Below are 25,578 nucleotides of genomic sequence, written 5' to 3'. Positions count from 1 at the left end.
GATCGTCGAGCTTCATTGTGTCATGTCCTTGGGTTGGGCTGAAAGGCCGGCCGGCTGCGCGAAGGCGAGGCGCGCGGCCTGGCCGTAGGCGGCCGTGGAAGAGACGATCACGCGCTCGCCGGGCGCGAGGCCCGCCAGCACTTCGACCTGGCTGTCGTTGCGGCGCCCCATGCGGACCGGTCGCCGCAGCGCGCTGCGCCCGTCGGCCGCAAGCACATAGACGCTGGCGCCGCCGCCGTCGGCGATCCACGCATCCATCGGCAGCACCAGCGCGGGCGCGGGCGCGCCGAGCGTGATCGCCACGTCGAGGCTCTGGCCCGGCTGGAGGACGGGCGCGGCGCCCTCCCCGAACGCGAGTTCGAGCGCGAACCTGCCGTCGCGGATCTGCGGAGACAGCCGGCTGACCGCCAGGGCGTACGATCCTCCGTTCACCACGGCGTGCGCCGCGAGGCCCGGCGCCATGCGGTTCAGGTAATACTCGTCGAGTTGCGCCGCCAGCTTGAAGCGGACCGGATCGTCGATGCGGCCCAGGTGCTGGTCGAGCTTGACCGTTTCGCCGACCTGCAGCCGGAAGTCCGTCAGGCGTCCCGCGACGGGCGCCCGCACTTCCAGCGCCGCGACGGTCTCGCTGACCAGGCGCAGGCCCGTTTCCAGGCGCGTGCCGGCCTTGTCCATCTGCTGCAGCGCGTTCGCCTGGATGCGTTCTTCCGTACGCGCGTCGCCCTGCTCGGCGGCCAGCAGCCGCCGTTGCTGTGCGCTGCGGTCGGCCGCGTCCTGCAGGGCAGCCGCCGACACGAAGCCCTGCCCGGACAGCGCGAGGCTGCGGCGATACTGCTTGTCCGCCTCGCGCGCCGCGAACTCGAGGTCTGCCAGGCGGCGGCGCCGGTCGGCGCGGCTGGCCTCGAGCGCGATCCGCATGTTCATCGCATTCGAAATCTGCTGCGCCCGTTCCGACTCGCGCTGCAGCAGTTCCAGGCGCCGCTGCGCGTTCGACAGGCGAAACAGCACCTCACCCTGCGCGACGAGCGCCCCGTCGCGCGCCAGCACTTCCTCGACGCGGCCCGATTCGACCGCGTCCAGCAACACGGAGCGCAGCGGCGCGGCGCTGGCGCGCACGAGCACGTCGTCGTGGAACGTCGCGCGGGCGACGGTGGCCACGCGCACGTTGGCGGCATCGACCGACAAGCCCCGCGGCATCGCGCGCCACAGCAGCATGCCGGCGCCGGCGACGAACAGCACGCCGGCGCACAGCGCGGCAAGGCGGCGTCCGCGGCGTGCGGGCAGCGGGGTGTCCATGGCTGCACCGTCGGCATCGGGTGCGGGCAAATCATCGTGCAGGTTGGAGAGCATGACGCCACTGTTCGCAACATCCGTGCCACGGCGATTCAGGCCGTGACGGACGCTCCCGGCGCGCGCATCGTCCGCGAACGGACAAGCAAGGTGTCCGCTTCCGGACACTTTGCCGCCACGCCGCCCGGAACGCTGGGCCGCACGCGCGGCGGCTGCTAGAATCGGCGCACATTCATTCCTGGTTCCCCCATGTCGCCCAGCGCAGCGCACATCCTCGTCCTCGACGACGACGCCGACGTGGTCTACGCGGCCACGCTGCTGCTGCGCCGGCACGTGGCACGTGTGGACAGCCTGGCGCATCCGGCCGACCTGCCGCGCTACCTGCAGGGCGCCGTCCCGGACGTCGTACTGCTCGACTTTAATTTCGCACCCGGCCAGACGGATGGCGCCGCGGGACTCGCCGCGCTGCGCGAGTTGCGGGCGTTGCCGCAGCCGCCCGCCGTGATCGCGCTGACCGCCTATGCGGACGTGGCGCTGGCGGTGGAAGCGATGAAGGCCGGCGCGTGCGACTTCCTCACCAAGCCCTGGGACAACGCACGCCTGCTGGCGACCGTCGACCAGGCGTGCACGCGGCGTGCGGATTCCGCGCCTGCCGTCCCGAACGACGAACACGCGCTGATGGGCGACGCGCCATCGATGCGCCACCTGCGCAGCCTGATCGCCCACGTCGCGCCGACCGAGGCGAACGTGATGGTGCTGGGCGAGAACGGCGTCGGCAAGGAGCTCGTCGCACGTGCCCTGCACCGCCAGTCGCGGCGCGCGGCGCATCCGTTCCTCGCCCTCGACATGGGCGCCCTGCCCGAGGCCACGCTGGAGAGCGAGTTGTTCGGCCACCGCAAGGGCGCGTTCACGGATGCGCGCCACGAACGGGCCGGACGCTTCCAGGCGGCGTCCGGCGGTACGCTGTTCCTCGACGAGATCGGCAACCTCCCGCTGCCCGCCCAGGCCAAGCTGTTGACGGCGCTGGAGCGGCGCGAAGTCACGCCGCTCGGCGCCGACCGCGCTCAGGCCATCGACGTGCGCATCGTCAGCGCAACCAATCTCGCCGACGAGGCCCTGCACGATCCCGCCGTGTTCCGTCCCGACCTCCTGTTCCGGCTGAATACCATCGTGATCAACGTGCCGCCGCTGCGCGAACGGCGCGGCGACATCCCCCTGCTGCTCGCCCACTACCTCGCGCACTACCAGCGCCAGTACGGCCGGGCGCCACGGCCGCTGGCCGACGCGGCACTCGACCGGCTGCAGCACCACGACTGGCCCGGCAACGTGCGCGCCCTGCGCCATGCGTGCGAGCGCGCCGTGATCCTGGCCCAGGGCGACCAGTACATCGCCGACGATTTCGGCCTGGCGCCGCACGCCGCGCCCACCCTCGCGCCGCCTGCGGAACCAGCGTCGCTCAAGCTGGACACGCTGGAGCGCGACGCGGTGGCCGCCGCGCTGGACCAGGTGCAGGGCAACATCAGCCGCGCCGCGCGCCTGCTGGGCGTCAGCCGCGCGGCCTTGTACCGCAAGCTCGACAAACATGGACTCTGACCCGGCGCCACGGTGGAGGCTCGCGCTCGCGGCCGCGCTGCTGGTCGGCGCCGGGTGGCTCGCGCGAGGCGCGGACGCGGCCTGGGCCTGGGCGTGCGCCGGGGCCGCGCTGATCGGCGGCGCGGGCCTCGCGTGGCGCGCCGCGCGCGCATGCGCGACGCCCGCCGCGCCGCTGGAGGCGCTTCTGCCAGCGCCGCCCGACACGGCACGCGCGGACCGTCTCGACACATGGCTCGAGTTCGCACCGGTTGCCCTGTTCACGCTGGACACGCCGAACGCGGCTGGCGCGCCGCACCCGCTGAACACGGCCGCCCGGCGCCTGCTGGCGCCGGGCCGCATCGTCGACCGCGACGGCTTCGGCCGGCAGTTGGGGGACCTCGCCGCGGACCGGCGCACGGTGCTGGCGATCGACACGGAACATGGCATCGAACGGGCGCTCGCGGGCGCGGTCGACCTGACCTTGGAAGGCCGGCCGCAGCGCCTCGTCGCCGTGAGTCCCGTCGAGAACGAGCTGGAAGCGGAAGCCATGCAGGCCTGGCAAAAGCTCGTCCACGTGCTGACCCATGAAATCATGAATTCGCTGACGCCGGTCGCGTCGCTGTCGCAGACGGCGCGCGATCTCGTGCAGGACGCCCCCGGCCTCGCGCCGGACACCGCCGCCGATCTCGACACGGCGCTGGACGCGATCGGCCGCCGTGCGACGAGCCTCGCGGCCTTCGTTACCGGCTACCGTTCACTGGCGAGCGTGCCCGAGCCGCGCCCCGAGCGCATCCGCGTGCACGACCTGTTCATGCGGCTGCAGGCGATGGTGGGCGGGGCGTGGGCCGAACGCGGTGGCGAAGCGCGCTTCACGGTGGAACCGGCGAACCTCGAACTGGTGGCCGATGCGGGTCAGCTGGAACAGGCACTGGTGAACCTGGCGAACAATGCGCTGGATGCGACCGCAGGCCTGGCCCGCCCGCAACTGACGTTCAGCGCCCGCCTGGCGCGCGGTGCCCAGCTGCGCATCGAGGTGACGGATAACGGTCCGGGCGTGCCCGATGAACTCGTCCGCCAGATCTTCACGCCCTTCTTCACGACGCACGCGAACGGCAGCGGCATCGGGCTTGCCATGGTGCGGCAGCTCGTGCATCGCAACGGCGGCAGGGTGCGATATGCGCGCGGGCTGGCGGGCGGGGCAAGGTTTGTGATGACGTTTTGAGTTCCACGTTAACATCAGGCGCGGTCTGTCATAACGAGACATAGAGAATGGATAAAAAGAACCGAAGACTCGGGTATGCCGCACGAGCCATCGTAGGGGGCGCCGGGATCGTTTTACTGGTGCTATTTGCGCTGTCTGCTTATGTCATCTGGTCGATCAACGGCAAATATCTTCACGACTACGACTTCCCGCATATCGGTTGGCCCGAGGCATTGTGGCTGATCGTCGCGCTTTACCTTGCGCTTGTCGGCAGTGTGGGAACATGGCGGCCGACCGTCAGAACGGATGACAAATAGAAGAGGCAACGCGTGATTCTCCGAAGTGTCTGGTCTTGTTGTGTCGCCGCCGCCTTCTTGGCGCCTTCCGCGCGAGCCGTGACGATCACGGATCACACGCTGGCGCGCCCCGAAGGGCCGCGGCACTACATCGCCGTCGAGGCCGAAGGTGTACCGAAAGCGAAGCGCCCCGTGCTCATCGTGCTGCACGGTCACGGCGGCAGTGCGGCCATCATGGTTGGACAGGCATCGGTCGGCAGCTACAAGACCGACGCATGGTCCACGTTGGCGGCCCGCGACAACGTGCTGCTGCTCGCGCCCGATGGCATGACTGGCAGCGACGGCAAGAAGGGATGGAACGATTGCCGCGCCGATGCCTCCACCAACACGACGGTGGACGACGTCGGATTCCTCGCGTCGCTGATCGACGACGCCATCGCCCGATTCGATGCGGACCCGGAGCGCATCTACGTGTTCGGCGTGTCGCACGGCGGCGCGATGGCATACCGGGCCGGTATCGAACTTGGCTCCCGCCTCGCCGCGATCGGCGTGCAAAGCGCCCCGGTGGCGGCACAGAATGCGTGTCGCGCCCCATCGGTGCCGCTGTCCGTATTCATCGAACACGGCACGGCCGACGAGATCGTGCCTTACGCCGGCGGCAAGACCGGCAGCTGGTTCCTGCGCGGGCGCGGCGCCACGCTCGGCGTCGAGCAATCCGTCGCGTCCTGGCGCAAGCTGGATGGTCTATCCGACACGCCGGTCACCTACCGTTTTCCCCACCTTCACCCGGATGATCCGACGTCCGCGACACGCTCGGTCTGGGGAAAGGACCCCAGGGGCATACAGGTCGAATTCCTGCGGATCGATGGCGGCGGACATATCGAAGCGTCCAAAAACGCCACGTTCCCGTGGTTGGCGCGCAAGCTGGTCGGGGCAATGAATCACGATCTCGATACCTCCGAGGAAGCGTGGTCGTTTTTTAAAGCCAAGCGGCGCGCCGCACCGCCTGTGCAAGACGCACATTGAACCAATCGCCCAATGCAAGCAGTTTCTTCCACCACCCACCCGAAAGCGAGCCCTCCATGTCTCTCGTACTCTACGGTCATCCCTTCTCGTCGTACACGCAAAAAGTCCTCGTCGCACTGTACGAGAACGACACCCCGTTCGAATTCCGCAGCCTCGGGCCGGACACGCCGCAACACGCGGCGGAATGGCTGCAGCGCTGGCCACTGCGCAAATTCCCGCTCCTCGTGGACGGCGAGCGCAACGTGGTCGAGACGAGCGTCATCATCGAATACCTGCAGCTGACGCATCCGGGGCCCGTGCGCCTGCTGCCGGACGACCCGCTGGCCGCGCTCGACGTCCGCTTCATGGACCGCTTCTTCGACCTGCACGTGATGACCATGGTGCAGCGCGCGGTGGACGGTGCGCTGACGGGCGACGCCACCAAGCGCGCCGACGGCCTCGCGCTGGCGGCGGAAAAACTGGACCTCGCCTACGCCTGGCTGGAGGGCGCCCTGGCCGGCAAGACGTGGGCCGCGGGCGAGACCTTCTCCCTCGCGGACTGCGCCGCCGCGCCCGCGCTGTTCTACGCCGACTGGACGCATCCGATCGCCGACCGCTACCCCGTCCTGCGCGCCTATCGCGCACGCCTGCTCGCGCGCCCGTCGTTCGCGCGCGCGGTGGACGAGGCACGGCAGTACCGGCCCCTGTTCCCGCTGGGCGCGCCGGACCGCGATTGACGGGCCGAATCAGCGCGCGGCCTTGCCCTCGTAGCGGCGCTGCACGTCGTCGTAATACTGCTTCAGGGTCCAGAACGCGAGCTTCTTCTGGCCGCCGTTCGAAATGAGCCCCTTGCGGTTCCAGAAGTCCTGGAAGTACGGATGCTGGCGGCGCGGCGAGCGGAAGTCGACCAGCACCCACGGCGTCATCCCGCGCAAGCCCGGGATCGCCGACAGCATGCGGAACTGGTTGCGGTACAGCGTGTCCTGGTACTCCTCGCTCCAGCGTGTATCGGCGTCGGCGTGGTAGCCGGCGAGCGCCTCCGCGCCGAATTCCGAGATCACCACGGGCTTGTTGTAGCGGACGTCGAAGCGGTAATTCAGCATCTCCGCATTGCTGGCCCAGTACCAGCCGGCGTATTCGTTGAAGCTCGCAAGGTCGAGGAAATCCGCGAGCGGGTCCTCCACCGTGATGTCGCTGCCCTTGCGGTGGATCTCCAGCGCGGCCGCGACGAGGCGCGTGTCGTCCAGCGCGCGTGCCGTCTTCGCCAGGTTGCCCATGAACGCATTGCGCGGGGCGCTCACGGGCGTCTCGTTCCCCACCGACCAGACGACGACGCTCGCGCGGTTCTTGTCGCGCGTGACGAGGTCCGTCAGCTGGGCGTGCGCGTTCGCGTACGTGTCCGGATTCGTCCACGAGATCGTCCAGTACACGGGCACTTCGGCCCACACCATCAGGCCCATCTCGTCGGCCAGGCGGATCATCTCTTCGCTGTGCGGATAGTGCGCGAGCCGCACGTAATTGCAGTTCATCTCCTTGGCCCACTGCAGCAGCATGCGCATGTCGCCCGCACCGCGCGGACGGCCCGGAATCAACGGGTTCTCCTCGTGCAGCGAGATCCCGCGCAGGAACACGGATTTGCCGTTCAGGAGGATGTCGCGGCCGCGCGTCTCGATGGTGCGAAAGCCGATGCGGTCGACGACCTTGTCGCCACCGCCGCTGAGTTCCACCGTGTACAGCTTGGGCTGTTCCGGCGACCAGAGCACGAGCTTGTCGACGGGGACGCTGAGTGCCGCGCGGCCGTTCGCATCGGTGCGCACGGTGGTCTTGATGCCCGCTTCGGGAATCGCCACCGTCACCTGCTGCGCCTTCGCTTCGCCCGCCATCTGGATGAAACCCTCGATGCGGTGCGCGTCGCCCTTCGCCAGCTGCACCTTGTAGTCGGCGATGTACGTGGCGGGCAGTTCGGCCAGCAGCACGTCGCGCGTGATGCCGCCGTAGTTCCACCAGTCCGTGTTCACGGTCGGGATCTCGTCCTGGTGCCGCGTGTTGTCCGCCTTGACGACGACGACGTTGCGCCCCTTCGCCAGCTTGTCCGTCACGTCGAACTGGAACGGCGTGAAGCCGCCCTTGTGCATCCCGAGTTTTTTGCCGTTCAGGTAGACGTGCGCCTCGTAGTTCACGGCGCCGAAATACAGCGCGTAATGCTTGCCCGGCTTCGGGTCGGCTTGGAACACCTGGCGCAGCCACACGGTGCCTTCGTACAGCTGCAGCTTCTCGGCCTGCGAGTTCCAGTCGCCCGGCACCGTCATCGTCGGCGCGCGATCGAAATCGTATTCGACCCACTCCGTCCTGTCCTTCGGCTTGCGGTCGTCGTAGAAGCCGCCCTTGCCGCTTTCCGACTGGTCGAACGGCGTGTGGCGGTAGTCGTAATAGCCGTTCTCGTACGGGTCGATGATGTAGCTCCAGCGGCCGTCCAGGCTCACGTGGCTGCGGCCGTAGATGTTCTGTGTCGGCGTCATGAGGCTGCTGGCCTGCGCCGCCTTCGATGGCTGTCCGGCCAGCTGGACGTCAACGGGAGCGGCATGCGCGGCGCAGGCCACCGACATCGATACGGAAAATTGAAGCACGGCCGCCAGCCGGGTAAACGGGTGGGTCATGTAGTCTCCATTTGTTGTGGCGCAGTTAGCGCTATCGGTGTTATTAAAGGAATGTTATCGTTGTCGCGCCCTCCGGGCAATCTTTACGACATGGCCGAATTCATCTTGTTCATGCACGACGATGCGGTGGATACCGCCATCGCCACCGACCACAATCTGTGGGCGCAATACATGGCATCTCTGCACGCGTCCGGTCGATTCGACGGCGGCAGTTCGATCGGAACCGGCACGGTTTTCAGGAAGGGCCGTGCCGACACGGCCGCGGCGACCGTCATCTCGGGCTATCTCCGCGTTCGTGCCGAGAACGCGGACGCGGCGCGGCGATTCCTGGTCGGGAATCCGGTCTACGAGGCGGGTGGCACGGTGGAGATTCGGGAACTGCCGCGGCCTTAACGCGTGGCCTGCGAGGGCCGGTCGCGCAACCACTCGTCCAACGGCACGCTCCAGATGTTCTGGCGGCCGTTGTCCCACGCAGCCGCGCGCGCCTGGTCCGCCTGCGCCTGCGCGGCGGTGCGCGGGTAATGCGGACGGCTCGCCCGGTCCGTGCTGAAGTACAGTGTGCGATGGTCGGGGCCGAGGCGCGCCTCGTTGGTATCGGTCGACCCGTCGCCGTTCACGACGTCGCCGAGATCGACGGGCTTGCGCCAGCCCGCGCCGCCGCGCATGGCAATGTACAAGCGCTCGTGCGCATCCGGCCCCGGATGCATCGAGCCGAACACGATGAACGATTCGTCCGGCGCCACCGCGGGGTCGACGTCCTGCGTCGTCGCGTCGCCGAAATCGACCGGCGTGGACGCCAGGTAGCCGCCGTCCCGGTACTGGGCGCGGCGCAGGCGGAACGGCGCATCCGGCGCACTGCGCTCGATGAAGTACAGGCTGCCGTCGCCCGCGACGCTCGGTGCCCACGTGCTGGCCGTGCGGTTGACCGTGGCGGGCAGGTGGACGGGCTGGCCCCAGCCGTCGCCCTGCCGGTCCACGCGCCACAAATTGCCGGCCGGGCCCTTTGCCTCGCCCGCATGGATCGGGCGGTTGGACACGAACACGAGGAAGCGGCCGTCCGGCGACATGGTCGGCTGCTGGTCCATCCACTGCCCGGAAAACGGCGCGATGACCGGCGTGGACCAGGTGCCGCCCTGCTGCATCGAGATCATCAACGTACTGTTGCGGGCAAAGACCACCGTGCGACCGTCGGCGCTGAACGCCGGGTCTGCATCGTCGGCCGGACCCGAGATGACGCCGGGCGCAAACACGGTGGGGGCCGGCGAGGCCGCTGCAGTGCCGGCCAGGCCGGCGAGAAGAACGACGACGAGGATACGCATGGCGCTCCCGCTTGAGATGGAAGACGACCAATCTAGGTTGTGTGTATGTCAGGTGTCAAGCGATTGAATCGCGCCGGCCTGTCAGCACCAGTTCTTGTCCGGCTTCATGTGGAGCCGGTGCGCCGCATCGATCACGTCCTGCAGTTCCACCGGATCGCTGAACGGGTCCTCGTCCAGCCGGGTGACCCGGTTCAACTCCTTTTGCCAGCGCCGCAATTCGTCAATGTATTCCTGGTCCGGCACGCGTTTGAGGTCGCCATTGTCGTCGGTCAGGTCGCAGATGCCGTTGTGGACCCATGCGCCGCTGTGCCAGTCCGGCATGTCGACCGCGGGGAACAGGCAGATCGCCTGCAGGTCGATGCCGCGCTCCACGGCCGCCAGCGATTCCTGCATCACGTCATTGAGCCAGCCGGTGCGGCCGTGGCCAAGGCCGCTCGTTTCACCGATGATCAGCGGCCGCCGATAACGCTTCCACACCGTCTCCAGCATGTCGCACAGCGGCGCGATGCGATCGTCGCCCGGCGGCAGCGGCGCATGCGGCCCGTGCTCGCGGTACTCCATCTGCCCGAACGAATACACGTTCGCGCCGACGATGTCCATGACGTCGGGCGCGCCGCCGAATTCGGGATGCTTCTTGCCGCAGATGATGTCCCAGGCGAGGAACGTGTCGACTTCCGTCTCATTGCGCGCAGCCTCGGCCTGGTCCGGCCGATCGCGCGGCGCCACCACACGCACGAGCGGATCGACGTGCACCATGCGCGCCTCCGCATCGACTGCGCGTATCGCCTTCACGCCCGCGATCGCGGCCCGGCACAGCGCAAGCCGCAGGCGCATCCGGTCGTCACGGTCGCAGTGAAACGGCGCGGCCCAGCCCCACTCGCCGGCGCAATAGGAAAAGAAGGTGATCTCGTTGATGGGCGTGAAGAAGTGCGGACCGCGCACCCTGGGCACAACATACTCTGCCGCGGCGCGGCAATAGCGCGCGAAGCGGTCCACGAACGCATCGGAAAACGGATCGAGATCGTCCGGGTAGCCGTAATGGCAGAGGTCCCAGATCGGAATGACCTTCGCCTCGTTCATCGCGGCGATGAACGGATCGATGGACGAAAAATCGTAGCCGCCGTCACGGTCCACCATCGGCCACGGAATGCCCTCGCGCGCCACGGCGATGCCGAGGCGGCTCAGGAACCGGTAATCGTCGGCGGCATGGCGATCATGACCCGTTTCCGCGACCAGGTTGCGGCGGCGTTTTTCATCGCCCCACAAGAACGTGGAGCATTCGAAGCCGGACAAAAAGAACGTGGGAAAAATTCCTGGGCGTCGTGCCACGCGGTTCTCCTTTCGGTTCCTGGATTGCATTCAACCGTTGTTCGAACGAAGGTCCCGTTGCCACGCAGAAGAACGCGCGCCGTCTCGCTCGGGATACCTCCAGCGTGGCGGAGTATAACCTCGTCTCCTGATCCGGCCGTGCACGGCTGCGCCCGCACAGGGCCGCGCTTTATTCAGCCGCTACGGTTGATGTCATTCTTTAAGACGAGGTTGATCGCGGACTGCTGCCGACGTCGACGAGCCAGAACGCCTCGTCGCGGTACTCGACGCGCGCACGCAGGCGCGAGATGTATTTGCCGGGATCGTCGAGCACGAGGTCATTGCCGGGCGCGCGGCCGATGGCACCGCCCATGCGGTCGAAGCGCCGCGCCAGCGCCTGTCCGGGCGCGGCGTTGCGGTACGTGTAGACGCTCAGGGGGATGGGCATTGGCGTCGCGCGTCGTCAGCGCCCGAGGGCTCAGCCACGCCCCACGTCCTTCAGGAAGCGTGCCCGCTCCTGCGGGTCCGGCAGGTTCTCGGCCAGCAGGCGATAGAACTCGTCGGCATTCCCCGTCATCTTCGCGGCGCGCTTCGCCAGCACTTTCGCGATGGGGCCGACGTACACGGCAAGCTTCATCTGCGCCGCCTCCATCAGCTCGGGGCTCAGTTGCGGCAACGTGGGGCTGCCCGTCTGCGTCGGTTGCGTGGCCGTCTTCGACGCGCCCGGCTGGCTGCGGCCGCTCATCGTCGCCAAGGTGGACAGTCCGTGCTTCTTCTTGATCTCGCGGACGCTGTCCTGGAATTGCGCGCGGCCCGCATCCGAACCGATGTGCGGCAGCAGCTTGCCGCACAAGTCGTCCAGGTCGACGGCATCGCGCGCGGCGTTCTTCAACAGCAGTTTCGCGACGGGGCCGATCTGCGTCGACAACGCCGTCTGCAGGTCGGCGGCGAGCGCCTGCAGCCAATCGGGCGCGACACCGGTGAGGCCGGACGCGCTGCCCGTCCTCGCGGGCATGCTGCCGCTTTGCGACGCGGCCGCGGGGTGCACGGGCCGCGCTGGCTCGGGCGTCGCGGGGCGCTGGAACGCGAGCACGGTGCGCTCGTTGTCCTCGTCCGTCAACGGCACGCCGCCCGTCTGCAGCATGTGCGCTGCGTTCAGGGCGTCCAGGAAGGCCTGCGCGGTCGGGTAGCGGTCCTCGACGCGCTTGGCCATCACCTTCGCGAGCACGGCATCGAACGACGGATGCAGCGCCGGCTGGCGCTCGCTGGGCCGCGACGGCGTCTCGTGGATAATCTGGTGCATGACGGTCGACGCCGGGCCGCTGAACGGCCGCACCCCCGTCAGCATCTGGTACAGCACGATGCCGACGGCGAACAGGTCGGAGCGGCCGTCCACCGTCTCGCCCTTGAACTGTTCGGGAGACATGTAGCTGGGCGTGCCGATCACGGCGCCCACCTGCGTCAGGGTCGACGACTCAATCTTGGCGATGCCGAAGTCCGTGATCTTGACCTGGGCGTCGGCCGTGATGAGGATGTTCGCGGGCTTGATGTCGCGGTGGACGACGCCGCGCGCGTGCGCGTAGTCGAGCGCGCGCAGCAGCTGCGTGATGCAGGTGATGCTGGCCGCGAGGTCCATCGGCACGTCCTTCACGAGGAACGTGTTCAGCGGCGTGCCGTCCACGTATTCCATCGCGATGTACGTCGTGTCGCCGTACGCGCCGAAGTCGTACACGGCGACGATGTTCGGGTGCACGAGGCGCCCCGACGCCTGCGCCTCGTTGCGGAAGCGGGCGACGATGTCCGCTTCCCGCATGCCGTCCAGCAGATCGTGCCGGATCGTCTTGAGCGCGACCATGCGCGCGATGTCGGCGTCGAACGCCTTGTAGACCACACCCATGGCGCCGCTGCCCAGCATGCCGTCGATGCGAAATTTACCTATCCTGTCGATTGTTGCCATGTGCTGTCCTGCTTCATTCCTCGAGCATCTTCAATGCACTGTTCAGGCTCGTGCGCATGCGGTTGAACGAGCGACCCAGGCCGCTGATCTCGTCATTGCCCTTGACGTCGAATTCGTCCGCCTCGAACTTGCCCATGCTGACGTCGTCGGCGACGTGCGCCAGGCGCTTGATGCGGCGCGTGACGAACAGGTGCACCATCACGTTCAGCGCGATGAAGACGGCGACGAACACGCCGAACAGCGACAGCATGAAGGTCTGGAAGATCGCGTTCGCGCGCGCCATCGGGACGGCCATCGGCACCGAGATCACCTGCGCGCCCACGACCTCGTTCAGCTTCCAGCCGAAGCCGTTGTTCGCGCCGTAGATGTCGACCATCGTCTTCGGCGCCTCGGCGGCCGTCGTGTGGCAGCCCAGGCAGACGGGGTCCTGGATCTGCAACGGCCGCGCGATGTACAGGCTGTGGCCGGTCGCGGTGTCGCGCTCGCCGACGAATTCCTTCATGTCCGGCTTGTTGCGCAAGGTCTGGATGACGTCGACTTCCCAATCCGACGCCTTGTCGCGCAGATTCGTCGGGTTCAGCGTCGCTTCCTTGTACGCGAAGTCGGGGTAGGACTTGAGGATCACGTTGAGGTTCTCGACGGCCGAATACGACGGCACCGACTGCGGGTGGAACTCGAGTTTCATCTGTTCCTTCAGCAGCGGCTGGATCTGGCTCGCCGTGTACCCGCGCACGCTCTTGGCCGCTTCCAGCAGCAGGCGTGCGTTCTGCAAGGTTTCCTCGCGCGCGCTCTCCTTGAGCAGGCGGTCCGCGACGACGCCGGCAGCGAGGAAACCGGCGGCGAAGATCGACAGGAACACCAGGTTGAATTTGGCGGCGATCGAAAGTTTCATGATGTGTTCTCCTGATTGAATTCCATGTGGCCGGCGTCAGAACAACGAACCGTTCGGCGCCTTGGCCGGATGCAGCACTGGATCGCGCGTGCGCGCGAGCAGGTCGAGGGTCTGCTTCTTGACGTGCTTCCATTCAGGGGAAACGGCGGGGGCGAGGATGTCCCCGTACTGGACTTCCGGCATGTCGAGCGCACTCTGCTAACGCTCCAGGCGTGCGGCGTCATACTCGAGCAGGACATCGACGTCGACAATACTCATGATTGTGCGCGTTGTAACTAGTGTTGGACGTGTTCGACGCGTCGTCGCTGCACCTTGGCCGCGCGCGGTCTGTTAGTTTTTTCGTGGGAATATTGCCCACACGATCGCGCACTATACGCCAATTCATGGCGCCATCGTTAGCAAGAACGTAATTTTTTACATTGGAAACTGAGCCAAAGGCTTTTCGGCACGAATGCGCCGATGCTCATCATCTGCCGACATGCGGGCCGCCCCGGGCCGCGCGCTCGATGGCGCGCGCCAGGTCGTCCACGCCGGCGCGCAGCACGTCGGGCGCGAACGCGGAAAAGCCCAGCAGCAGCCCGGGCGCGATGGCGCAATCGGCGCCGGCCTGCGGGTTCGTGTAATAGCCCAGCGTGCGCACGTCGACGCCGAGGTCGCGCGCGTGCTGCGCGACCGCCTCCTCGGCCAGCGGTTCCGTGAAATGCACGCACAGGTCGAGGCCCGCGTCGGACGGCCCCTGGCGCACGCGTGAGCCCAGGCGCGCGTCGAGCGCGTCGATGAGGGCCTGCCTGCGTTCGCCGTACGCGTCGCGCGTGCGCCGGATGTGGCGCGCGAAGTGGCCGCCCGCGATGAAGTCCGCGAGCGTGGCCTGCGGCACGATGGGGCTGTGGCGGTCGACGACGGCCTTCGCCCGCGCCAGCGCTGCGGCCAGCGCCGGCGGGGCCACGACGTACCCGAGGCGCAGTGCCGGAAACAGCACCTTCGACAGCGTACCGACGTAGATCACGCAACCCGCGCGGTCCAGGCTTTGCAGCGACGCCAGCGGCGGCCCCGTGTGGCGGTATTCGCTGTCGTAGTCGTCCTCGACGATCCACGCGCGGTTGGCCTCGGCCCAGCGCAGCAGTTCGAGGCGGCGCCGCAAGCTCATCGTCACGCCCAGCGGCAGTTGGTGCGACGGCGTCGCGAACGCGAGGCGCGCATCGGGATAGCGGCGCGCCGCGTAGGCCACGTCCATGCCTTCGGCGTCGACGGGCACCGGGCACACGCGCGCGCCCGCCACCGTGAACGGCGCCACCGCGCCCTGGTAGCCGGGCGATTCGATCCACATGGCGTCCCCCGGCGCGAGCAGCAGCTGGGCCAGCAGGTACAGCGCCTGCTGCGAGCCGGACGTGATCACGATCTGGTCCGGCGCGCACTGCACGCCGCGCGACGCCTTCAGGTAGGCGCACAGCAGTTCGCGCAGCGGCGCATGGCCGGCCGCGGCCGCATAGCCGAGTTGGGACGTCGAATGGCGCCAGTGGCGCGCTTCGAGCCGGCGCCACACGTCGAACGGGAACAGGTCGAGGCCCGGCATGCTGGGGCGGAAGGCGCGCAGCGGACCCGCGTGGTGCAGCACGCGCGCCATGCCGCCCGCGATGAGTTCCCCGCGTGCCGACAGCGGCCGCACCATCGGCGCCACCGCGTCCGCGCGCGCGCACGCGCCGGCCGGCAGCGACGCGCTGACGAACGTGCCCTTCCCCACCGTCCCCGTGAGATAGCCCTCGGCCATCAACTGCTCGTACGCGGCGAGCACGGTCTGGCGCGACACCCGCAGCAGGCCGCACAGGGTGCGCGTCGCGGGCAGGCGCACGCCCGCGCCGATACGGCCGTCGAGGATCGCCGTCTTCAGGTGGACGTACAGCTGGCGGAACAGCGGCGTCGCGCTGTCGCGTTCGAGCGTGACGGCGGCGAGGATGTCGTGGACGTGCATGGCGATGGAATGGATTGGTATGCCCATCTTGGTGTTAATTGGTCATTTTAGCAAGCCATTGGCTCGCCTAAGATGAACGCTCATTCGCAATGGGGATACGATGAAAACATTCGAAGCCACCCTGGCCTGGCAGCGCGGTGACCAGGCCTTCACGGACCAGCGCTACAGCCGCGCGCACCGCTGGCGCTTCGACGGCGGCCTGGACGTGCCGGCGTCGTCGTCGCCGCTGTCCGTGCCGGTGCCGCTGTCCGATCCGGCCGCCGTCGATCCGGAAGAAGCCCTCGTCGCGGCCGCCGCCAGTTGCCACATGCTGTTCTTCCTGTCGCTGGCGGCCGCGCGCGGCTACGTCGTCGACCGCTACGACGACCATGCCGTCGGCACGCTCGACACGGACGTCGACGGCCGCCTGGCGATGACACGCGTTGTGCTGCGCCCGGCCATCGTCTTCGGCGGCACGCGCCAGCCCGACCATGCCGCGCTGGCCGAGCTGCACCACGAGGCACATGCGCGCTGCTACATCGCCAATTCATTGAAAGGAGAGATCGTCGTGGAGGGTTTCGAATAATGTACGCGCCGACGCAGTTCGCCGCCGCCTCGCAGGCCGACATGTTCCACCTGATGACCGAGCATCCACTGGGTGCGCTCGTGCGCCTGGGTGCCGACGGCTTGCAGGCGGACCACATCCCGTTCGAGCTGGTGCCGCCGTCCGCCGACGCGCCGTGCGGCCTGCTGCGTGCGCACGCGGGCCGCGCGAATCCCGTCTGGCAGGCGGAGGATGCGCAGGTGCTCGTGCTGTTCCAGGGCGCGTCGCGCTATGTGTCGCCGCTGCTGTACGACGTCGAGGCGGCCGGCGGGCGCGTCGTGCCGACGTGGAACTACACGGTCGTCCATGCGCACGGAAGGCTGCGCGCGATCGACGATCCGGCGTGGATCCTGGCCCAGATGACGCGGCTGACGGGGCGCCATGAAGACGCGCAGGCCGGATGGAAGGTGGAGGACGCGCCGCGCGAATTCATCGACAAAATCGTGCGGACGACGGTCGGCATCGAGATCGCCATCGACAGGCTCGAGGCGAAATTCAAGATGAGCCAGAACCGCACGCCCGAAGACAGGGCGCGGGTGCTGGCTGCGATGGGATAACGGCAGCGCCGCGCGCGCGGCACGGCGCCGCACGGGTGGTCAAGCGCGGGCTCGTGTCACTTGCCGGACGTCGTGCCCGCCTTTGCCTTCGGCATCTGCTCGGCCGATTTCAGGTGTTGCGCGACGACGGGTTCCGTCTTCTCGACGAGGGCCTTCAGTTCCGGGTCCTTGGCTTTCTTCGCGGCGGCCATCAGCTTGGCGTGGACGGTCTTGTGATCCTGCACGCCGGCGCCCTTCATATAGGCCTTGTCGAAGGCATCGCCGCTCATCTTTTCCAGCTTCGCGGCCATGGCCTTGTGCTTGGCGTCGGGCTCGGTCGGCAAGGTCACGCCGCGCGCCTGCGCGAGGGTCTGCACGTCCTTCAGGTTCGCCGAGTGGTCGTCGATCATCTGCTGGGCGAACGATTTCACGTCGCTGTTCTGGCTCTTGCTCTGCGCGAGCTTGCCGCCCTCGACTTCGGCCATGTCGGCCATCGCCATGTCTTTGAGGATTTTTTCGTCGGACGCGCTCAGCTTGGCGCCGGTGGCCGCACCTGCCGCCGCCTGGCCGGCACCGCTGGCGCCCATGCTCGCGCTGCCGGTCTTGGCCGACTGGTCGGCCATGCCGGATGCGTTGTGGCCGGCCATGCCCGAGGAACCCGTGCCGCCCGTCTGCTTGGCGCGGTTCTCCATGCCCGTGCTGTTGCTGTTGTCGATGGTGCCTTCATGCGTGGTCTTGCCGGACGTGTTCGGCTTGGCGGGGCTGCTGGTGCCCGTCTGGCTCGGGTTCGAGCTGAGCGACGTCTGGGCCTGCACGCCGACGGCACTGAACATGGCTGCCACCGCCGAAACGGCCAGCAGCCCTTTCAAGACTTTTTTGTTCTGCATGTTTCGCTCTCCTGATTGCTGTTATGGATAGACGCCTGGCGGGATCAGCCGTGCGCAAGCTCGTGTTCAAATGACAACGGCCGAGGCACAGTGTATCGCCGCGATTTCTTGAACAGCGCGCGTTAGCCAGCAGGAAAGTTTTGTCGATATGCGAAAAAAGTGCGTGCGCCGCCGTCAGCGGAAGCTCAGCGCCCCCGTCAGATCGCCCGGCGGACGCGCGCCGCGCGCCGCGAACGCCGCGTTGCGCGCGGCCAGGCCTTCCAGCAGCGGCAGGCCGTGCAGGCGCGTGATGAAGCGCAGGATCGATGTCGTGTCGTAGAAATTGTGGTCGACGGCGCCCTTCTTCGCGTACGGCGACACGACGATGGCCGGAATGCGCGAGCCCGGGCCCCAGCGGTCGCCCTGCGGCGGCGCCACGTGGTCCCACCAGCCGCCGTTCTCGTCGAACGCGATGACGACGACCATGTCCTTCCACTGCGGCGACTTCTTGAGGTGTTCGATCACGTTGGCCACGTGCGCGTCGCCCGATTCCACGTCCGAATAACCCGCGTGCAGGTTCAAATTCCCCTGCGGCTTGTAAAACGTCACGGCCGGCAGCTTGCCCGCGATGGCGTCGGCGATGAATTTGTTCGAGATCGGGCTGTCACCGAGGCCGCCGTCGCGCAGGTGCGCGGCGCGCGCTGCGGTGCCCGGTCCGTACTGCTCGAAGTAGTTGAAGGGCTGGTGATGGAACTGGAAGTTCGGGCGCGCGCCCTCGCCGCGGCCGTCCAGCGCCGCCTGCCACGCGCCCGCATACCACGCCCAGCTGACACCCTTCTCGGACAGCAGGTCGCCGATCGTGCGATACGTCTGCGGCGGCAGCACGACGGGATCCTGCGGGTCGGCCAGCTGCGCGTCGCCGCCCGGCGCCGGCTTCACCCAGCTCGGCTGGTACGGCGGCGCCATCGTGTTGACCGCGTAGCCGTCCGGTGTGATGGTGCCGTTGTTGACGAACTTCGGCTTGCCGTCCAGCGCCGACTTGGGCGAATCCGGCGCGACCGCGAGGCGGGTTCCCGTCGGGCCGTCTTCCAGCACGGCGATCTTCGTCGCGGCCGGCGTGGATGCCGCATCGAAGAACTCCGGCACGCGGCCGCTGATCAGGAACTGGTGGTTCAAATACGAGCCGCCGAACGCGCCCATGAAAAAGTTGTCGCACAGCGTGAATGCGCGCGCGATCTGCCACAGTCCGAGGTTCTTCGACGTCTCGCCGTAGCGCCCCATCGTCAGCGCGCCGCTGTCGGCCCACGCGGCGAAGCCGTCGTTCTTGCCGCCGTTGATCTGCATCTGGTTCTGGTAGAACAGATGCCACAGGTCGCGCGTGATGATCGCTTCCGGCAGCGGCTGGCCCGCCGCATCCGTCAGCTTGAACGGCGCGTTCGGCAGGTGCTGGATGTCGTCTTCCTTGATCAGGTAATCCTTGCCGCCGATGTTCTGGCGCGCCGGCACCATGCCGCCCCAGATCTTCGGCAGTTCCGGCAGCACGCTGCCGTCGCGGTCCTTCTGGCGGGCCGCCTCGGGCGCCAGCGCGGACAGCGGCTGGGCGAGGCCCGGGAAATCCGCGAACAGGTTGTTGAAGCTGCGGTTCTCCAGGTAGATGACGACGACGTTCTTCACGTGCGCCTTCAGCTTGGCGTCCAGCGAGCCGGCCACCGGCTTCTTCGCCTTCGGGGTCGCCGCGGCGGCCGGCAGCGGCGGCGCCACCGACGCCGACAGGCCCACGGCCGCCGCGGCCTGGAAGATGCGGCGGCGCGCGGGACTGGCGGGCTGGTCGTCCTGGTCGTATGCGCGATCGTCGTCGTGGTCCTGCATGGCGTTCTCCCGTGGCGGCCGGCGGCCGCAAAGCCTCCGATTCAAAGCGCCAATTATCAGCCCTTTTTGCCATTAGGAAAAGAAGAACGCCCGTCAATACGGCTGCTTACAACTCTTAACGCCGATTTACCCCCGTTTAACCGCGCTTAACACGCCGGCAAGCCAGAATGCCGTGGACGCATCACGAAAGGATCCCATGAAACGCGCTGCACTCGCCCTCTTCGGCGCATTGACTCTCACCTGCATGCCCGTCGTGCGCGCCGCCGACGCTGCGGCCGCCGCGCCAGCGCTAAAAGTGCCGCAGGCCGACATGGAACGGCTGCTGGCGGCCTACGCCATCGTCAAGCAGAACTACGTGGGCGAGGTGGACGACAAGGTCTTGTTCGATGGTGCCCTGTCCGGCATGCTGGCCGCGCTGGACGCGCACTCGCGCTACCTGGACAAGGACGCCATGCGCGACGTCGTCCGCGAGAACAGCGGCGAGTACGTGGGCATCGGCATCGAAGTCGAGGGCGACCGCGACCGGCTCCGCGTCGTGGCGGCCAGCGAAGGCAGCCCGGCCGAGCGGGCCGGCGTCCGGCCGGGCGACGTGATCGCGTCCGTCGACGGCACGCCGGTCGCCGGACTCGCGACCGACGACGTCGCGCGGCGCATGCACGGCGCGTCGGGCACCATCGTCGCCATCGGCATCGCTCGCCACGACACGGTCGAGACGCTGCGCATCACGCGCGCGGAACTCCACAACGACACGGTGCACGTGCGCATGGCTGCGCCAGGCATCGCGTGGATCCGCATCGCGGAATTCGGCGGCGCCACGGCGGCCGACCTGGCCGCGGCGCTGAAGCACCTGGACGGCAAGGACGCGCCCCGCGGCCTGATCCTCGACTTGCGCAACGATCCGGGTGGCCTGGTGGCGGCGGGCGTGGCCGTCGCAGGCGCCTTCCTGCCGCCGGGCACCATGCTGTTCTCGGCGCGCGGACGCGCAGGAGGCGCCAATGCCACCGTCACCGTCGACGCGCGCTACTACCGCGAGCCGGACCAGCCCGACGTATTGGCCGGTCTGCCCGCGTGGACACGCACGGTGCCGCTGACGGTGCTCGTGAACGGCTCGTCCGCCTCGGCCGCGGAACTGGTCACAGGCGCGCTGCAGGACCAGCACCGCGCCACGGTGATCGGCACACGCACGTTCGGCAAGGGATCGATCCAGTCCGTCGTCCCGCTCGATACGGACACCGGCGCCAAGTTCACCGTGGCCCGCTACTTCACGCCGGCAGGCCACGAGATCCAGGCGCGCGGCATCACACCCGACATCGTCGTGGCGCCGGCGGCCGCCGCCAACGACGACCTGCTGCTGCGTGAGGCCGACCTGGCGCGGCACCTGCCCGCGACGCAGCCTGCCGATACGCCAGCCGATGCGCGCACGCCGGCGGAATCGACGCGTACGTTCGGCACCCGCGCCGACAAGGCGTTGCAGACCGCCGTCGCCGTCCTCACGCCCGCACACAAGCGCACGTCAACACTCGCGGGGCTGCTGCGCCGGTGGAGCGGCGCTGCGGTGGCCACCGGCGCGCCGTAACCGAGCCGTCACACGGCCGTCAAACCGGCGTCATATTCGGCCGTCAGAATACGCAGCGCTCCCAGGGAAAGAGCACATGGCGGCACGGCCGCCCTACCGGCGCCGGCGGTCGGGAAACATACCGGCACCAATTCGAAACGCCGTTTCCGCCCGCGCGGGAACGGCGTTTTTTCGTGCCTCGCGTCGCCGGCCAGCAGACACGGCGCCGTTGTGGCACGATATCCCGCGAGCCCCATCACGACCGCCCACGACAGGAGATTGTTTTGAACCCGCATCTCACGACGCTGCTCGACGAACTGGCCGCCTTCGGCGACGCGCACGACGGCGACCCCGCCAACGCCGCCACGCGCATGCTCAACATCACGCCCGACACGGGGGAATTCCTCGCCGTGCTGGTCAAGGCGACGGGCGCGCGCCGCATCCTCGAAATCGGCACGTCGAACGGCTATTCGACCCTGTGGCTGGCCGACGCCGCCGCGCCCGTCGACGGTGCTGTCACGACCATCGAACTGGCGCACGACAAAATCGAAATGGCCCGCGCCAATTTCGCGCGCGCGGGCCTGGACACACGCATCACGCTGCTCGAAGGCGATGCCGGCGCCATGCTGGACAGCCTGTTCGACGCCTCGTTCGACCTGCTGTTCCTCGATTCGAAGCGCAGCGCCTACCTGGACTGGTGGCCGGACATCCGGCGCGTGCTGCGTCCGGGCGGCCTGCTCGTCGTCGACAACGCGACGTCGCACGCGCAGGAGATGGCCGCGTTCACGGCCGCCGTGCGCGCCGACGCCGGCTTCACGACGAGCCTCGTGCCGGTGGGGAAAGGCGAGTTCCTGGCCGTGAAAGCCTGAGTCAGAAACCTGCCCTGGCGCGCAGCCTGGCCTTCACGTGCTTGCGCGCACGGGGCATCGCATTCTCCGCGCGCGCGGCCAGCACGCCTTCGATGAAGCCGAGCAGTCCGGCCTCCTGCGGCACCTTGTCACGCAGTTGCGCGACCAGGTCGCGCGCGACGAAGGCGTCGTTGATCTCGCCCAGCTCGTCCTGCATGTCGGCCAGCATATCGTGGCGCTGCGTCGTCTTGCGGTCGTGCGACAGCGCGGTGAAGAACTCGCGTGCATAGCGTTCCTTCTTGGCCGCGATGCGTATCTTGTGCAGGCATTCCGGCCGCTTCAGGTCGTAGCCGCGGGCGCGCTTGCGCACGCGCGCACTGGCCTCGCGCACGAGCTTCGACGCGGCCTTGGCGACCTTGCCATCGAGCGGATCGGCCGGCAACGTCGTGTGCTGCCAGCCCTTGCCAGCGATCCAGCCGCCCAGCGCCAGCATCAAGGTGGTGTAGCGCGGACTGCCGACGGCCGACCGCACGCGTGCCCGGTGGCGCTCCGCCTCCTCGCGCGCCGCGACCTCCACGCGTGCCAGCGACGGTTTCTGCGCCTCCGTCAGCGGCAGGCCGGGAAGCACCGTGTCGACGAAGACGTCCCAGTTGCGCGCATCGCCCAGTTCGTGCCCGAGCCATTCGATGTCGTCGACGAGCGGCTGCGGCAACTGCACGACGTCGCGCACCATCGCCTGGGCCGCGCGCAGGCGGCGCAGGCCCACGCGCATCTGGTGCAGGCTTTCGACGTCGCCCGCCATGACGCCCGGCTCGTTGGCCTGCATCTGCTGCAGGCAGTTGAGCAGGATGTCGCCCAGCGCATCGCCCAATGTCGCCTTGCGTTTCACCTTCACGGGCGTGGCCTTGACGGCATGCGCCTTGTCCTCGGTGGCCAGCGCATAACCGCGCTCGGCCTTGCTGACGTTCTCGATGCGCACGGGCGTCGCCTCGTGCACCCGCCGCGCCAGGTCGTACAGGCAGGCGGGGTCACCATCCTTGACCTCGAGCTCCAGCTCGCGCACGGGTGTCGTGCGTTCGCCGCGCTGCAGTTCGCCGACGTCGAGCGCGCATTCGACGTGGGTACCGTCCGGCAGCGCGAGCATCCACGTCGTGCGCTTCGTGCGGTTGACGAAGACGGGTTCCGTGCCGAGCGTGCTGCCGTCGACGCTGTGCGCCAGATCGGGCAGCGCCACGCGCAGCTGCTTGCAGAACAGGTCGGGGTCGGGCGTCTCGGACGGGATCTCGGCCTCCAGTTCCGTGCGCCGGTGCAGGCCCGCCACGGCGCTGCCGCCGCCCTTCAAGGTCTGCACGTGGCGCTCGCCGGCGCTGCGCACGCGCAGGGCGAAACCATGCTTCCACAAGTCGAAGGCGCCGGTGTCGAAATAACGATCGACGTGTTCCTCTTCGCTTGGTTTGGATACGGCATGCTCGCGCAGCACGGCCGATTTCTTGAGCTGGGCGGCACTGGCCGCGTCCACCGCCAGTTTGATTTCGCACTCCATGATCGCTCCTGTCATGACATCCTGTCACTGTAGCGCATCGACGGTGGTGCCGACACACGCGTCCCCGTCCGCCGGCACAATGTAATGATTCCTCGCCGCATCTGTCAGGCGACGATGCCGCGTGCGCGCAGCGCCGCGATCTGCTCGGCGCTGAGGCCGACTTCGCGCAGCACGGCATCGGTGTCCTCGCCGAGGTGCGGCGCGGCCGAGCGGATGCCGCCCGGCGTACCCATCAGCTTGGGGACGATGCCCGGCACCTCGACCTCGTAGCCGTCGCGCGTGGCCTGCTTCAGGATCATGTCGCGCGCCCGGTAGTGCGGATCCTCGGCGATGTCGCGCGCCGTATAGACCTTGCCGGCCGGGACGCGCGCCTGCGACAGCGCATCGAGCACCTCGGCGACGCCACGCCCGGCCGTCCACGCGCCGATGGCGCCGTCGATCTCGTCCACGCGCGCGACGCGGCCCGCGTTGTTCGCGAGGTCCGGCGCGTCGGCCAGGTCGGGCCGGCCGATGGCGTGCATGAGGCGTTTGAAAATGCTGTCGCCATTGCCCGCGACGAGCACGACGCCGTCGCGGCAAGGGTAGGCGTTCGACGGTGCGATGCCCGGCAAGGCGCTGCCGCCCGGCTCGCGCACAGCGCCGAACGCGCTGTATTCGGGGATCAGGCTTTCCATCACGTTGAACACGGCTTCGTGCAGTGCGACGTCGATCACCTGTCCCTGCCCGCCGTTGACCTTGCGGTGGTACAGCGCGGTGAGGATGCCGATCACGCCGTGCAGCGCCGCGAGCGTATCGCCGATCGACACGCCGCAGCGCACGGGCACCCGCCCCGGCTCGCCGGTGAGGTGGCGCAGGCCGCCCATCGCCTCGCCGATCATGCCGAACCCCGGGAGGTCGCGGTACGGGCCCGTCTGGCCGTAACCGGAGATGCGCAGCATGACGAGGCCCGGGTTCAGTTGCGACAATACGTCCCAACCCATGCCCCAGCCTTCCAGCGTGCCGGGACGGAAGTTCTCGATCAGCACGTCAGCCTCGGCGACGAGCTTGCGCGCGATGTCCTGCCCTTCGCTGCTGCGCAGGTCGAGCGCGAGCGAGCGCTTGTTGCGCGACTGGACCTGCCACCAGACGGAAGTGCCTTCCTTGATCATCCGCCAGTTGCGCAGCGGGTCACCGCCGTCGGGCGCCTCGATCTTGATGACGTCCGCGCCGAAATCGCCCAGCGTCTTGCCGGCGAAGGGGCCGGCGATCAGCTGGCCCATTTCGATGACGCGCACGCCCTTCAGGGGGGCGTCCGGGGTGTTACTTGCTGTGTTCATGCTCATCCTCGTCGTTGCCTGTCGCGCCCGCGATTGTGCGCGCGTTTGCGCCGGCTTGGCAACCGGCGCGGCAAACGGGAGGATGCCGGAAACTTAGTCGAACTTGCTGAAGTCCGGCTTGCGCTTCTGGAAGAACGCGGTGAACGCCTCCTTCGCCTCAGCCCCGACGAGCATCGCGCTGAACCGCTCGTTCTCGGCGGCGATCGTGTCCTTCACCAGCGCGGCGCGCGAACGCTTCATCAGCGCCTTGGTCGTGCGGATCGATGCTGCCGGCAGCTTCACCAGCTTGGCCGCCTGGCCCTGCGCGAACGACAGCAGCTCGGCGGCCGGCAGCACACGCGCCACGATACCCATCTCGAACGCTTCCTGCGCGCCGAACGCTTCGCCCAGCATCAGTTTTTCCGCCGCGCGCGTGTAGCCGGCCGATTGCGCGACGAGCAGCGACGACGCGAATTCCGGGCACAGGCCCAGCTGCGAGAACGGCATCGAGAATTTCGCGTTGTCGGCGCAGTAGACGAGGTCGCAGTGCATCAGCAGCGTCGTGCCGATGCCGACGGCGGCGCCGGCGACGGCCGCGACCACGGGCTTGGAGCAGCCTTCCAGCGCCTTCATGAACTGGAACACGGGCCGCGATTCCGTCATCGCGCCTTCGCCCGCATTGTGCAGGAAGTCTTCCAGGTCGTTACCGGCCGTGAAGATCTCGGGCTTGCCCGTGATGAGGATGGCGCGGACCTGCGGGTCGGTGTCGGCGGCGCGCAGCGCGTCCGCGAGGATCGTGTACATGGCGCCCGTGATGGCGTTCTTGCGTTCCGGGCGGTTGAATTCGAGGGTGAGGATGCCGTCGGCGGTGGTGGTTTGGATGTCCATTGGGTCTCCGGATGTTGTTGTAGCGCGTCCATTCATGCATTAGCTGGACGCGTGGACGGCGGAGCCGTCCACCCTACGATAAAAAAGGGCGCTGCGGTTGTGCCACAGCGCCCCTTCCGTTCACGTCGT

24 protein-coding genes are annotated in these 25,578 nt (G+C 68.1%); 10 read left to right on the top strand and 14 right to left on the bottom strand.

Going from position 1 to position 25,578, the window contains the following annotated elements; genetic code table 11:
* Positions 1-12: 12 nt before the first annotated feature.
* Entirely contained in the window at positions 13-1,296 is a 1,284-nt protein-coding gene (locus NX784_RS05975; RefSeq protein ID WP_258815749.1) for an efflux RND transporter periplasmic adaptor subunit, read from the bottom strand.
* 243 nt (positions 1,297-1,539) lie between these two features.
* Here NX784_RS05975 and NX784_RS05970 point away from each other — a divergent pair, with 243 nt between their 5' ends.
* The 5 genes from NX784_RS05970 (at position 1,540) to NX784_RS05950 (ending at position 6,101) form a co-directional block, all read left to right on the top strand.
* Positions 1,540-2,883: a sigma-54-dependent transcriptional regulator gene (locus NX784_RS05970; protein WP_258815748.1), complete on the top strand. Its 1,344-nt coding sequence runs from the start codon at positions 1,540-1,542 to the stop codon at positions 2,881-2,883.
* A complete protein-coding gene (locus NX784_RS05965; RefSeq protein WP_258815747.1) occupies positions 2,873-4,084 on the top strand; it encodes a sensor histidine kinase in 1,212 nt (403 codons plus the stop codon). The genes NX784_RS05970 and NX784_RS05965 overlap by 11 nt, the downstream gene beginning before the upstream one ends.
* A gap of 47 nt (positions 4,085-4,131) precedes the next feature.
* Positions 4,132-4,380: a hypothetical protein gene (locus tag NX784_RS05960; protein WP_258815746.1), complete on the top strand. Its 249-nt coding sequence runs from the start codon at positions 4,132-4,134 to the stop codon at positions 4,378-4,380.
* 78 nt (positions 4,381-4,458) lie between these two features.
* Positions 4,459-5,385, top strand: coding sequence for a CE1 family esterase (locus tag NX784_RS05955; protein ID WP_258815745.1), 927 nt, complete (start codon positions 4,459-4,461; stop codon positions 5,383-5,385).
* Positions 5,386-5,441: 56 nt separating this feature from the next.
* Positions 5,442-6,101: a glutathione S-transferase family protein gene (locus NX784_RS05950; protein ID WP_258815744.1), complete on the top strand. Its 660-nt coding sequence runs from the start codon at positions 5,442-5,444 to the stop codon at positions 6,099-6,101.
* Positions 6,102-6,110: 9 nt separating this feature from the next.
* On the opposite strand, the gene NX784_RS05945 is transcribed toward NX784_RS05950, so the two are convergent.
* Positions 6,111-8,021: a glycoside hydrolase family 2 protein gene (locus NX784_RS05945; RefSeq protein ID WP_258815743.1), complete on the bottom strand. Its 1,911-nt coding sequence runs from the start codon at positions 8,019-8,021 to the stop codon at positions 6,111-6,113.
* 90 nt (positions 8,022-8,111) lie between these two features.
* Between NX784_RS05945 and NX784_RS05940 the strand changes: the two genes are divergently transcribed.
* A complete protein-coding gene (locus NX784_RS05940) occupies positions 8,112-8,414 on the top strand; it encodes a YciI family protein (protein WP_258815742.1) in 303 nt (100 codons plus the stop codon).
* On the opposite strand, the gene NX784_RS05935 is transcribed toward NX784_RS05940, so the two are convergent.
* The 7 genes from NX784_RS05935 to pdxR all read right to left on the bottom strand — a co-directional run bounded on the left by NX784_RS05935 (position 8,411) and on the right by pdxR (position 15,493).
* Positions 8,411-9,340 carry a TolB family protein gene (locus NX784_RS05935; RefSeq protein ID WP_258815741.1) on the bottom strand — a complete coding sequence of 310 codons (930 nt, stop codon included), beginning with the start codon at positions 9,338-9,340 and terminating at the stop codon, positions 8,411-8,413. The genes NX784_RS05940 and NX784_RS05935 overlap by 4 nt on opposite strands.
* 81 nt (positions 9,341-9,421) lie before the next feature.
* Positions 9,422-10,669 carry a glycoside hydrolase family 1 protein gene (locus NX784_RS05930; protein WP_258815740.1) on the bottom strand — a complete coding sequence of 416 codons (1,248 nt, stop codon included), beginning with the start codon at positions 10,667-10,669 and terminating at the stop codon, positions 9,422-9,424.
* 199 nt (positions 10,670-10,868) lie between these two features.
* Entirely contained in the window at positions 10,869-11,096 is a 228-nt protein-coding gene (locus NX784_RS05925; RefSeq protein ID WP_258815739.1) for an FHA domain-containing protein, read from the bottom strand.
* 30 nt (positions 11,097-11,126) lie between these two features.
* Entirely contained in the window at positions 11,127-12,605 is a 1,479-nt protein-coding gene (locus tag NX784_RS05920) for a serine/threonine-protein kinase (RefSeq protein ID WP_258815738.1), read from the bottom strand.
* A 13-nt stretch (positions 12,606-12,618) separates the two neighbouring features.
* On the bottom strand, positions 12,619-13,497 hold the full coding sequence (locus NX784_RS05915; RefSeq protein ID WP_258815737.1) for a c-type heme family protein: 879 nt from the start codon (positions 13,495-13,497) through the stop codon (positions 12,619-12,621).
* 36 nt (positions 13,498-13,533) lie between these two features.
* Positions 13,534-13,680 carry a hypothetical protein gene (locus NX784_RS05910; protein WP_258815736.1) on the bottom strand — a complete coding sequence of 49 codons (147 nt, stop codon included), beginning with the start codon at positions 13,678-13,680 and terminating at the stop codon, positions 13,534-13,536.
* Positions 13,681-13,963: 283 nt separating this feature from the next.
* Positions 13,964-15,493, bottom strand: coding sequence for a MocR-like pyridoxine biosynthesis transcription factor PdxR (pdxR, locus tag NX784_RS05905; protein ID WP_258815735.1), 1,530 nt, complete (start codon positions 15,491-15,493; stop codon positions 13,964-13,966).
* Positions 15,494-15,566: 73 nt separating this feature from the next.
* On the opposite strand from pdxR, the gene NX784_RS05900 reads away from it, so the two are divergent.
* Together NX784_RS05900 and NX784_RS05895 are read left to right on the top strand one after the other, a co-directional pair.
* Complete coding sequence (locus tag NX784_RS05900) at positions 15,567-16,031, top strand: OsmC family protein (protein ID WP_258815734.1); 465 nt, start codon at positions 15,567-15,569, stop codon at positions 16,029-16,031.
* Positions 16,031-16,606: an FMN-binding negative transcriptional regulator gene (locus tag NX784_RS05895; protein ID WP_258815733.1), complete on the top strand. Its 576-nt coding sequence runs from the start codon at positions 16,031-16,033 to the stop codon at positions 16,604-16,606. Before NX784_RS05900 ends, NX784_RS05895 begins: the two co-directional genes overlap by 1 nt.
* A gap of 56 nt (positions 16,607-16,662) precedes the next feature.
* On the opposite strand, the gene NX784_RS05890 is transcribed toward NX784_RS05895, so the two are convergent.
* Together NX784_RS05890 and NX784_RS05885 are read right to left on the bottom strand one after the other, a co-directional pair.
* On the bottom strand, positions 16,663-17,472 hold the full coding sequence (locus NX784_RS05890; RefSeq protein WP_258815732.1) for a DUF4142 domain-containing protein: 810 nt from the start codon (positions 17,470-17,472) through the stop codon (positions 16,663-16,665).
* A gap of 174 nt (positions 17,473-17,646) precedes the next feature.
* Positions 17,647-19,320 carry an acid phosphatase gene (locus NX784_RS05885; protein WP_258815731.1) on the bottom strand — a complete coding sequence of 558 codons (1,674 nt, stop codon included), beginning with the start codon at positions 19,318-19,320 and terminating at the stop codon, positions 17,647-17,649.
* A gap of 196 nt (positions 19,321-19,516) precedes the next feature.
* Between NX784_RS05885 and NX784_RS05880 the strand changes: the two genes are divergently transcribed.
* A complete protein-coding gene (locus tag NX784_RS05880; protein ID WP_258815730.1) occupies positions 19,517-20,896 on the top strand; it encodes a S41 family peptidase in 1,380 nt (459 codons plus the stop codon).
* A 263-nt stretch (positions 20,897-21,159) separates the two neighbouring features.
* The gene (locus tag NX784_RS05875; protein ID WP_258815729.1) at positions 21,160-21,744 is read left to right on the top strand and encodes an O-methyltransferase; all 585 of its coding nucleotides are present in this window, start codon (positions 21,160-21,162) and stop codon (positions 21,742-21,744) included.
* Position 21,745: 1 nt separating this feature from the next.
* On the opposite strand, the gene NX784_RS05870 is transcribed toward NX784_RS05875, so the two are convergent.
* The 3 genes from NX784_RS05870 to NX784_RS05860 form a co-directional block, all read right to left on the bottom strand.
* Positions 21,746-23,266: a CYTH and CHAD domain-containing protein gene (locus NX784_RS05870; RefSeq protein ID WP_258815728.1), complete on the bottom strand. Its 1,521-nt coding sequence runs from the start codon at positions 23,264-23,266 to the stop codon at positions 21,746-21,748.
* A gap of 104 nt (positions 23,267-23,370) precedes the next feature.
* A complete protein-coding gene (locus NX784_RS05865) occupies positions 23,371-24,582 on the bottom strand; it encodes a CaiB/BaiF CoA transferase family protein (RefSeq protein WP_258815727.1) in 1,212 nt (403 codons plus the stop codon).
* A gap of 93 nt (positions 24,583-24,675) precedes the next feature.
* Entirely contained in the window at positions 24,676-25,449 is a 774-nt protein-coding gene (locus NX784_RS05860; protein ID WP_258815726.1) for an enoyl-CoA hydratase, read from the bottom strand.
* Positions 25,450-25,578 lie beyond the last annotated feature (129 nt).

The sequence above is a fragment of the Massilia pinisoli genome, assembly GCF_024753285.1.
Lineage (GTDB): Bacteria > Pseudomonadota > Gammaproteobacteria > Burkholderiales > Burkholderiaceae_D > Telluria > Telluria pinisoli.
This window is presented reverse-complemented; position numbering and strand designations above follow the sequence as displayed.

Excerpts from the sequence above, each read along its gene's own strand:
- NX784_RS05975 (WP_258815749.1), bottom strand. The coding sequence starts at position 1,296 with ATGGACACCCCGCTGCCCGCACGCCGCGGACGCCGCCTTGCCGCGCTG.
- NX784_RS05970 (WP_258815748.1), top strand. The coding sequence starts at position 1,540 with ATGTCGCCCAGCGCAGCGCACATCCTCGTCCTCGACGACGACGCCGAC.
- NX784_RS05965 (WP_258815747.1), top strand. The coding sequence starts at position 2,873 with ATGGACTCTGACCCGGCGCCACGGTGGAGGCTCGCGCTCGCGGCCGCG.
- NX784_RS05960 (WP_258815746.1), top strand. The coding sequence starts at position 4,132 with ATGGATAAAAAGAACCGAAGACTCGGGTATGCCGCACGAGCCATCGTA.
- NX784_RS05950 (WP_258815744.1), top strand. The coding sequence starts at position 5,442 with ATGTCTCTCGTACTCTACGGTCATCCCTTCTCGTCGTACACGCAAAAA.
- NX784_RS05945 (WP_258815743.1), bottom strand. The coding sequence starts at position 8,021 with ATGACCCACCCGTTTACCCGGCTGGCGGCCGTGCTTCAATTTTCCGTA.
- NX784_RS05940 (WP_258815742.1), top strand. The coding sequence starts at position 8,112 with ATGGCCGAATTCATCTTGTTCATGCACGACGATGCGGTGGATACCGCC.
- NX784_RS05935 (WP_258815741.1), bottom strand. The coding sequence starts at position 9,340 with ATGCGTATCCTCGTCGTCGTTCTTCTCGCCGGCCTGGCCGGCACTGCA.
- NX784_RS05925 (WP_258815739.1), bottom strand. The coding sequence starts at position 11,096 with ATGCCCATCCCCCTGAGCGTCTACACGTACCGCAACGCCGCGCCCGGA.
- NX784_RS05920 (WP_258815738.1), bottom strand. The coding sequence starts at position 12,605 with ATGGCAACAATCGACAGGATAGGTAAATTTCGCATCGACGGCATGCTG.
- NX784_RS05915 (WP_258815737.1), bottom strand. The coding sequence starts at position 13,497 with ATGAAACTTTCGATCGCCGCCAAATTCAACCTGGTGTTCCTGTCGATC.
- NX784_RS05910 (WP_258815736.1), bottom strand. The coding sequence starts at position 13,680 with ATGCCGGAAGTCCAGTACGGGGACATCCTCGCCCCCGCCGTTTCCCCT.
- pdxR (WP_258815735.1), bottom strand. The coding sequence starts at position 15,493 with ATGGGCATACCAATCCATTCCATCGCCATGCACGTCCACGACATCCTC.
- NX784_RS05900 (WP_258815734.1), top strand. The coding sequence starts at position 15,567 with ATGAAAACATTCGAAGCCACCCTGGCCTGGCAGCGCGGTGACCAGGCC.
- NX784_RS05895 (WP_258815733.1), top strand. The coding sequence starts at position 16,031 with ATGTACGCGCCGACGCAGTTCGCCGCCGCCTCGCAGGCCGACATGTTC.
- NX784_RS05890 (WP_258815732.1), bottom strand. The coding sequence starts at position 17,472 with ATGCAGAACAAAAAAGTCTTGAAAGGGCTGCTGGCCGTTTCGGCGGTG.
- NX784_RS05885 (WP_258815731.1), bottom strand. The coding sequence starts at position 19,320 with ATGCAGGACCACGACGACGATCGCGCATACGACCAGGACGACCAGCCC.
- NX784_RS05880 (WP_258815730.1), top strand. The coding sequence starts at position 19,517 with ATGAAACGCGCTGCACTCGCCCTCTTCGGCGCATTGACTCTCACCTGC.
- NX784_RS05870 (WP_258815728.1), bottom strand. The coding sequence starts at position 23,266 with ATGGAGTGCGAAATCAAACTGGCGGTGGACGCGGCCAGTGCCGCCCAG.
- NX784_RS05865 (WP_258815727.1), bottom strand. The coding sequence starts at position 24,582 with ATGAACACAGCAAGTAACACCCCGGACGCCCCCCTGAAGGGCGTGCGC.
- NX784_RS05860 (WP_258815726.1), bottom strand. The coding sequence starts at position 25,449 with ATGGACATCCAAACCACCACCGCCGACGGCATCCTCACCCTCGAATTC.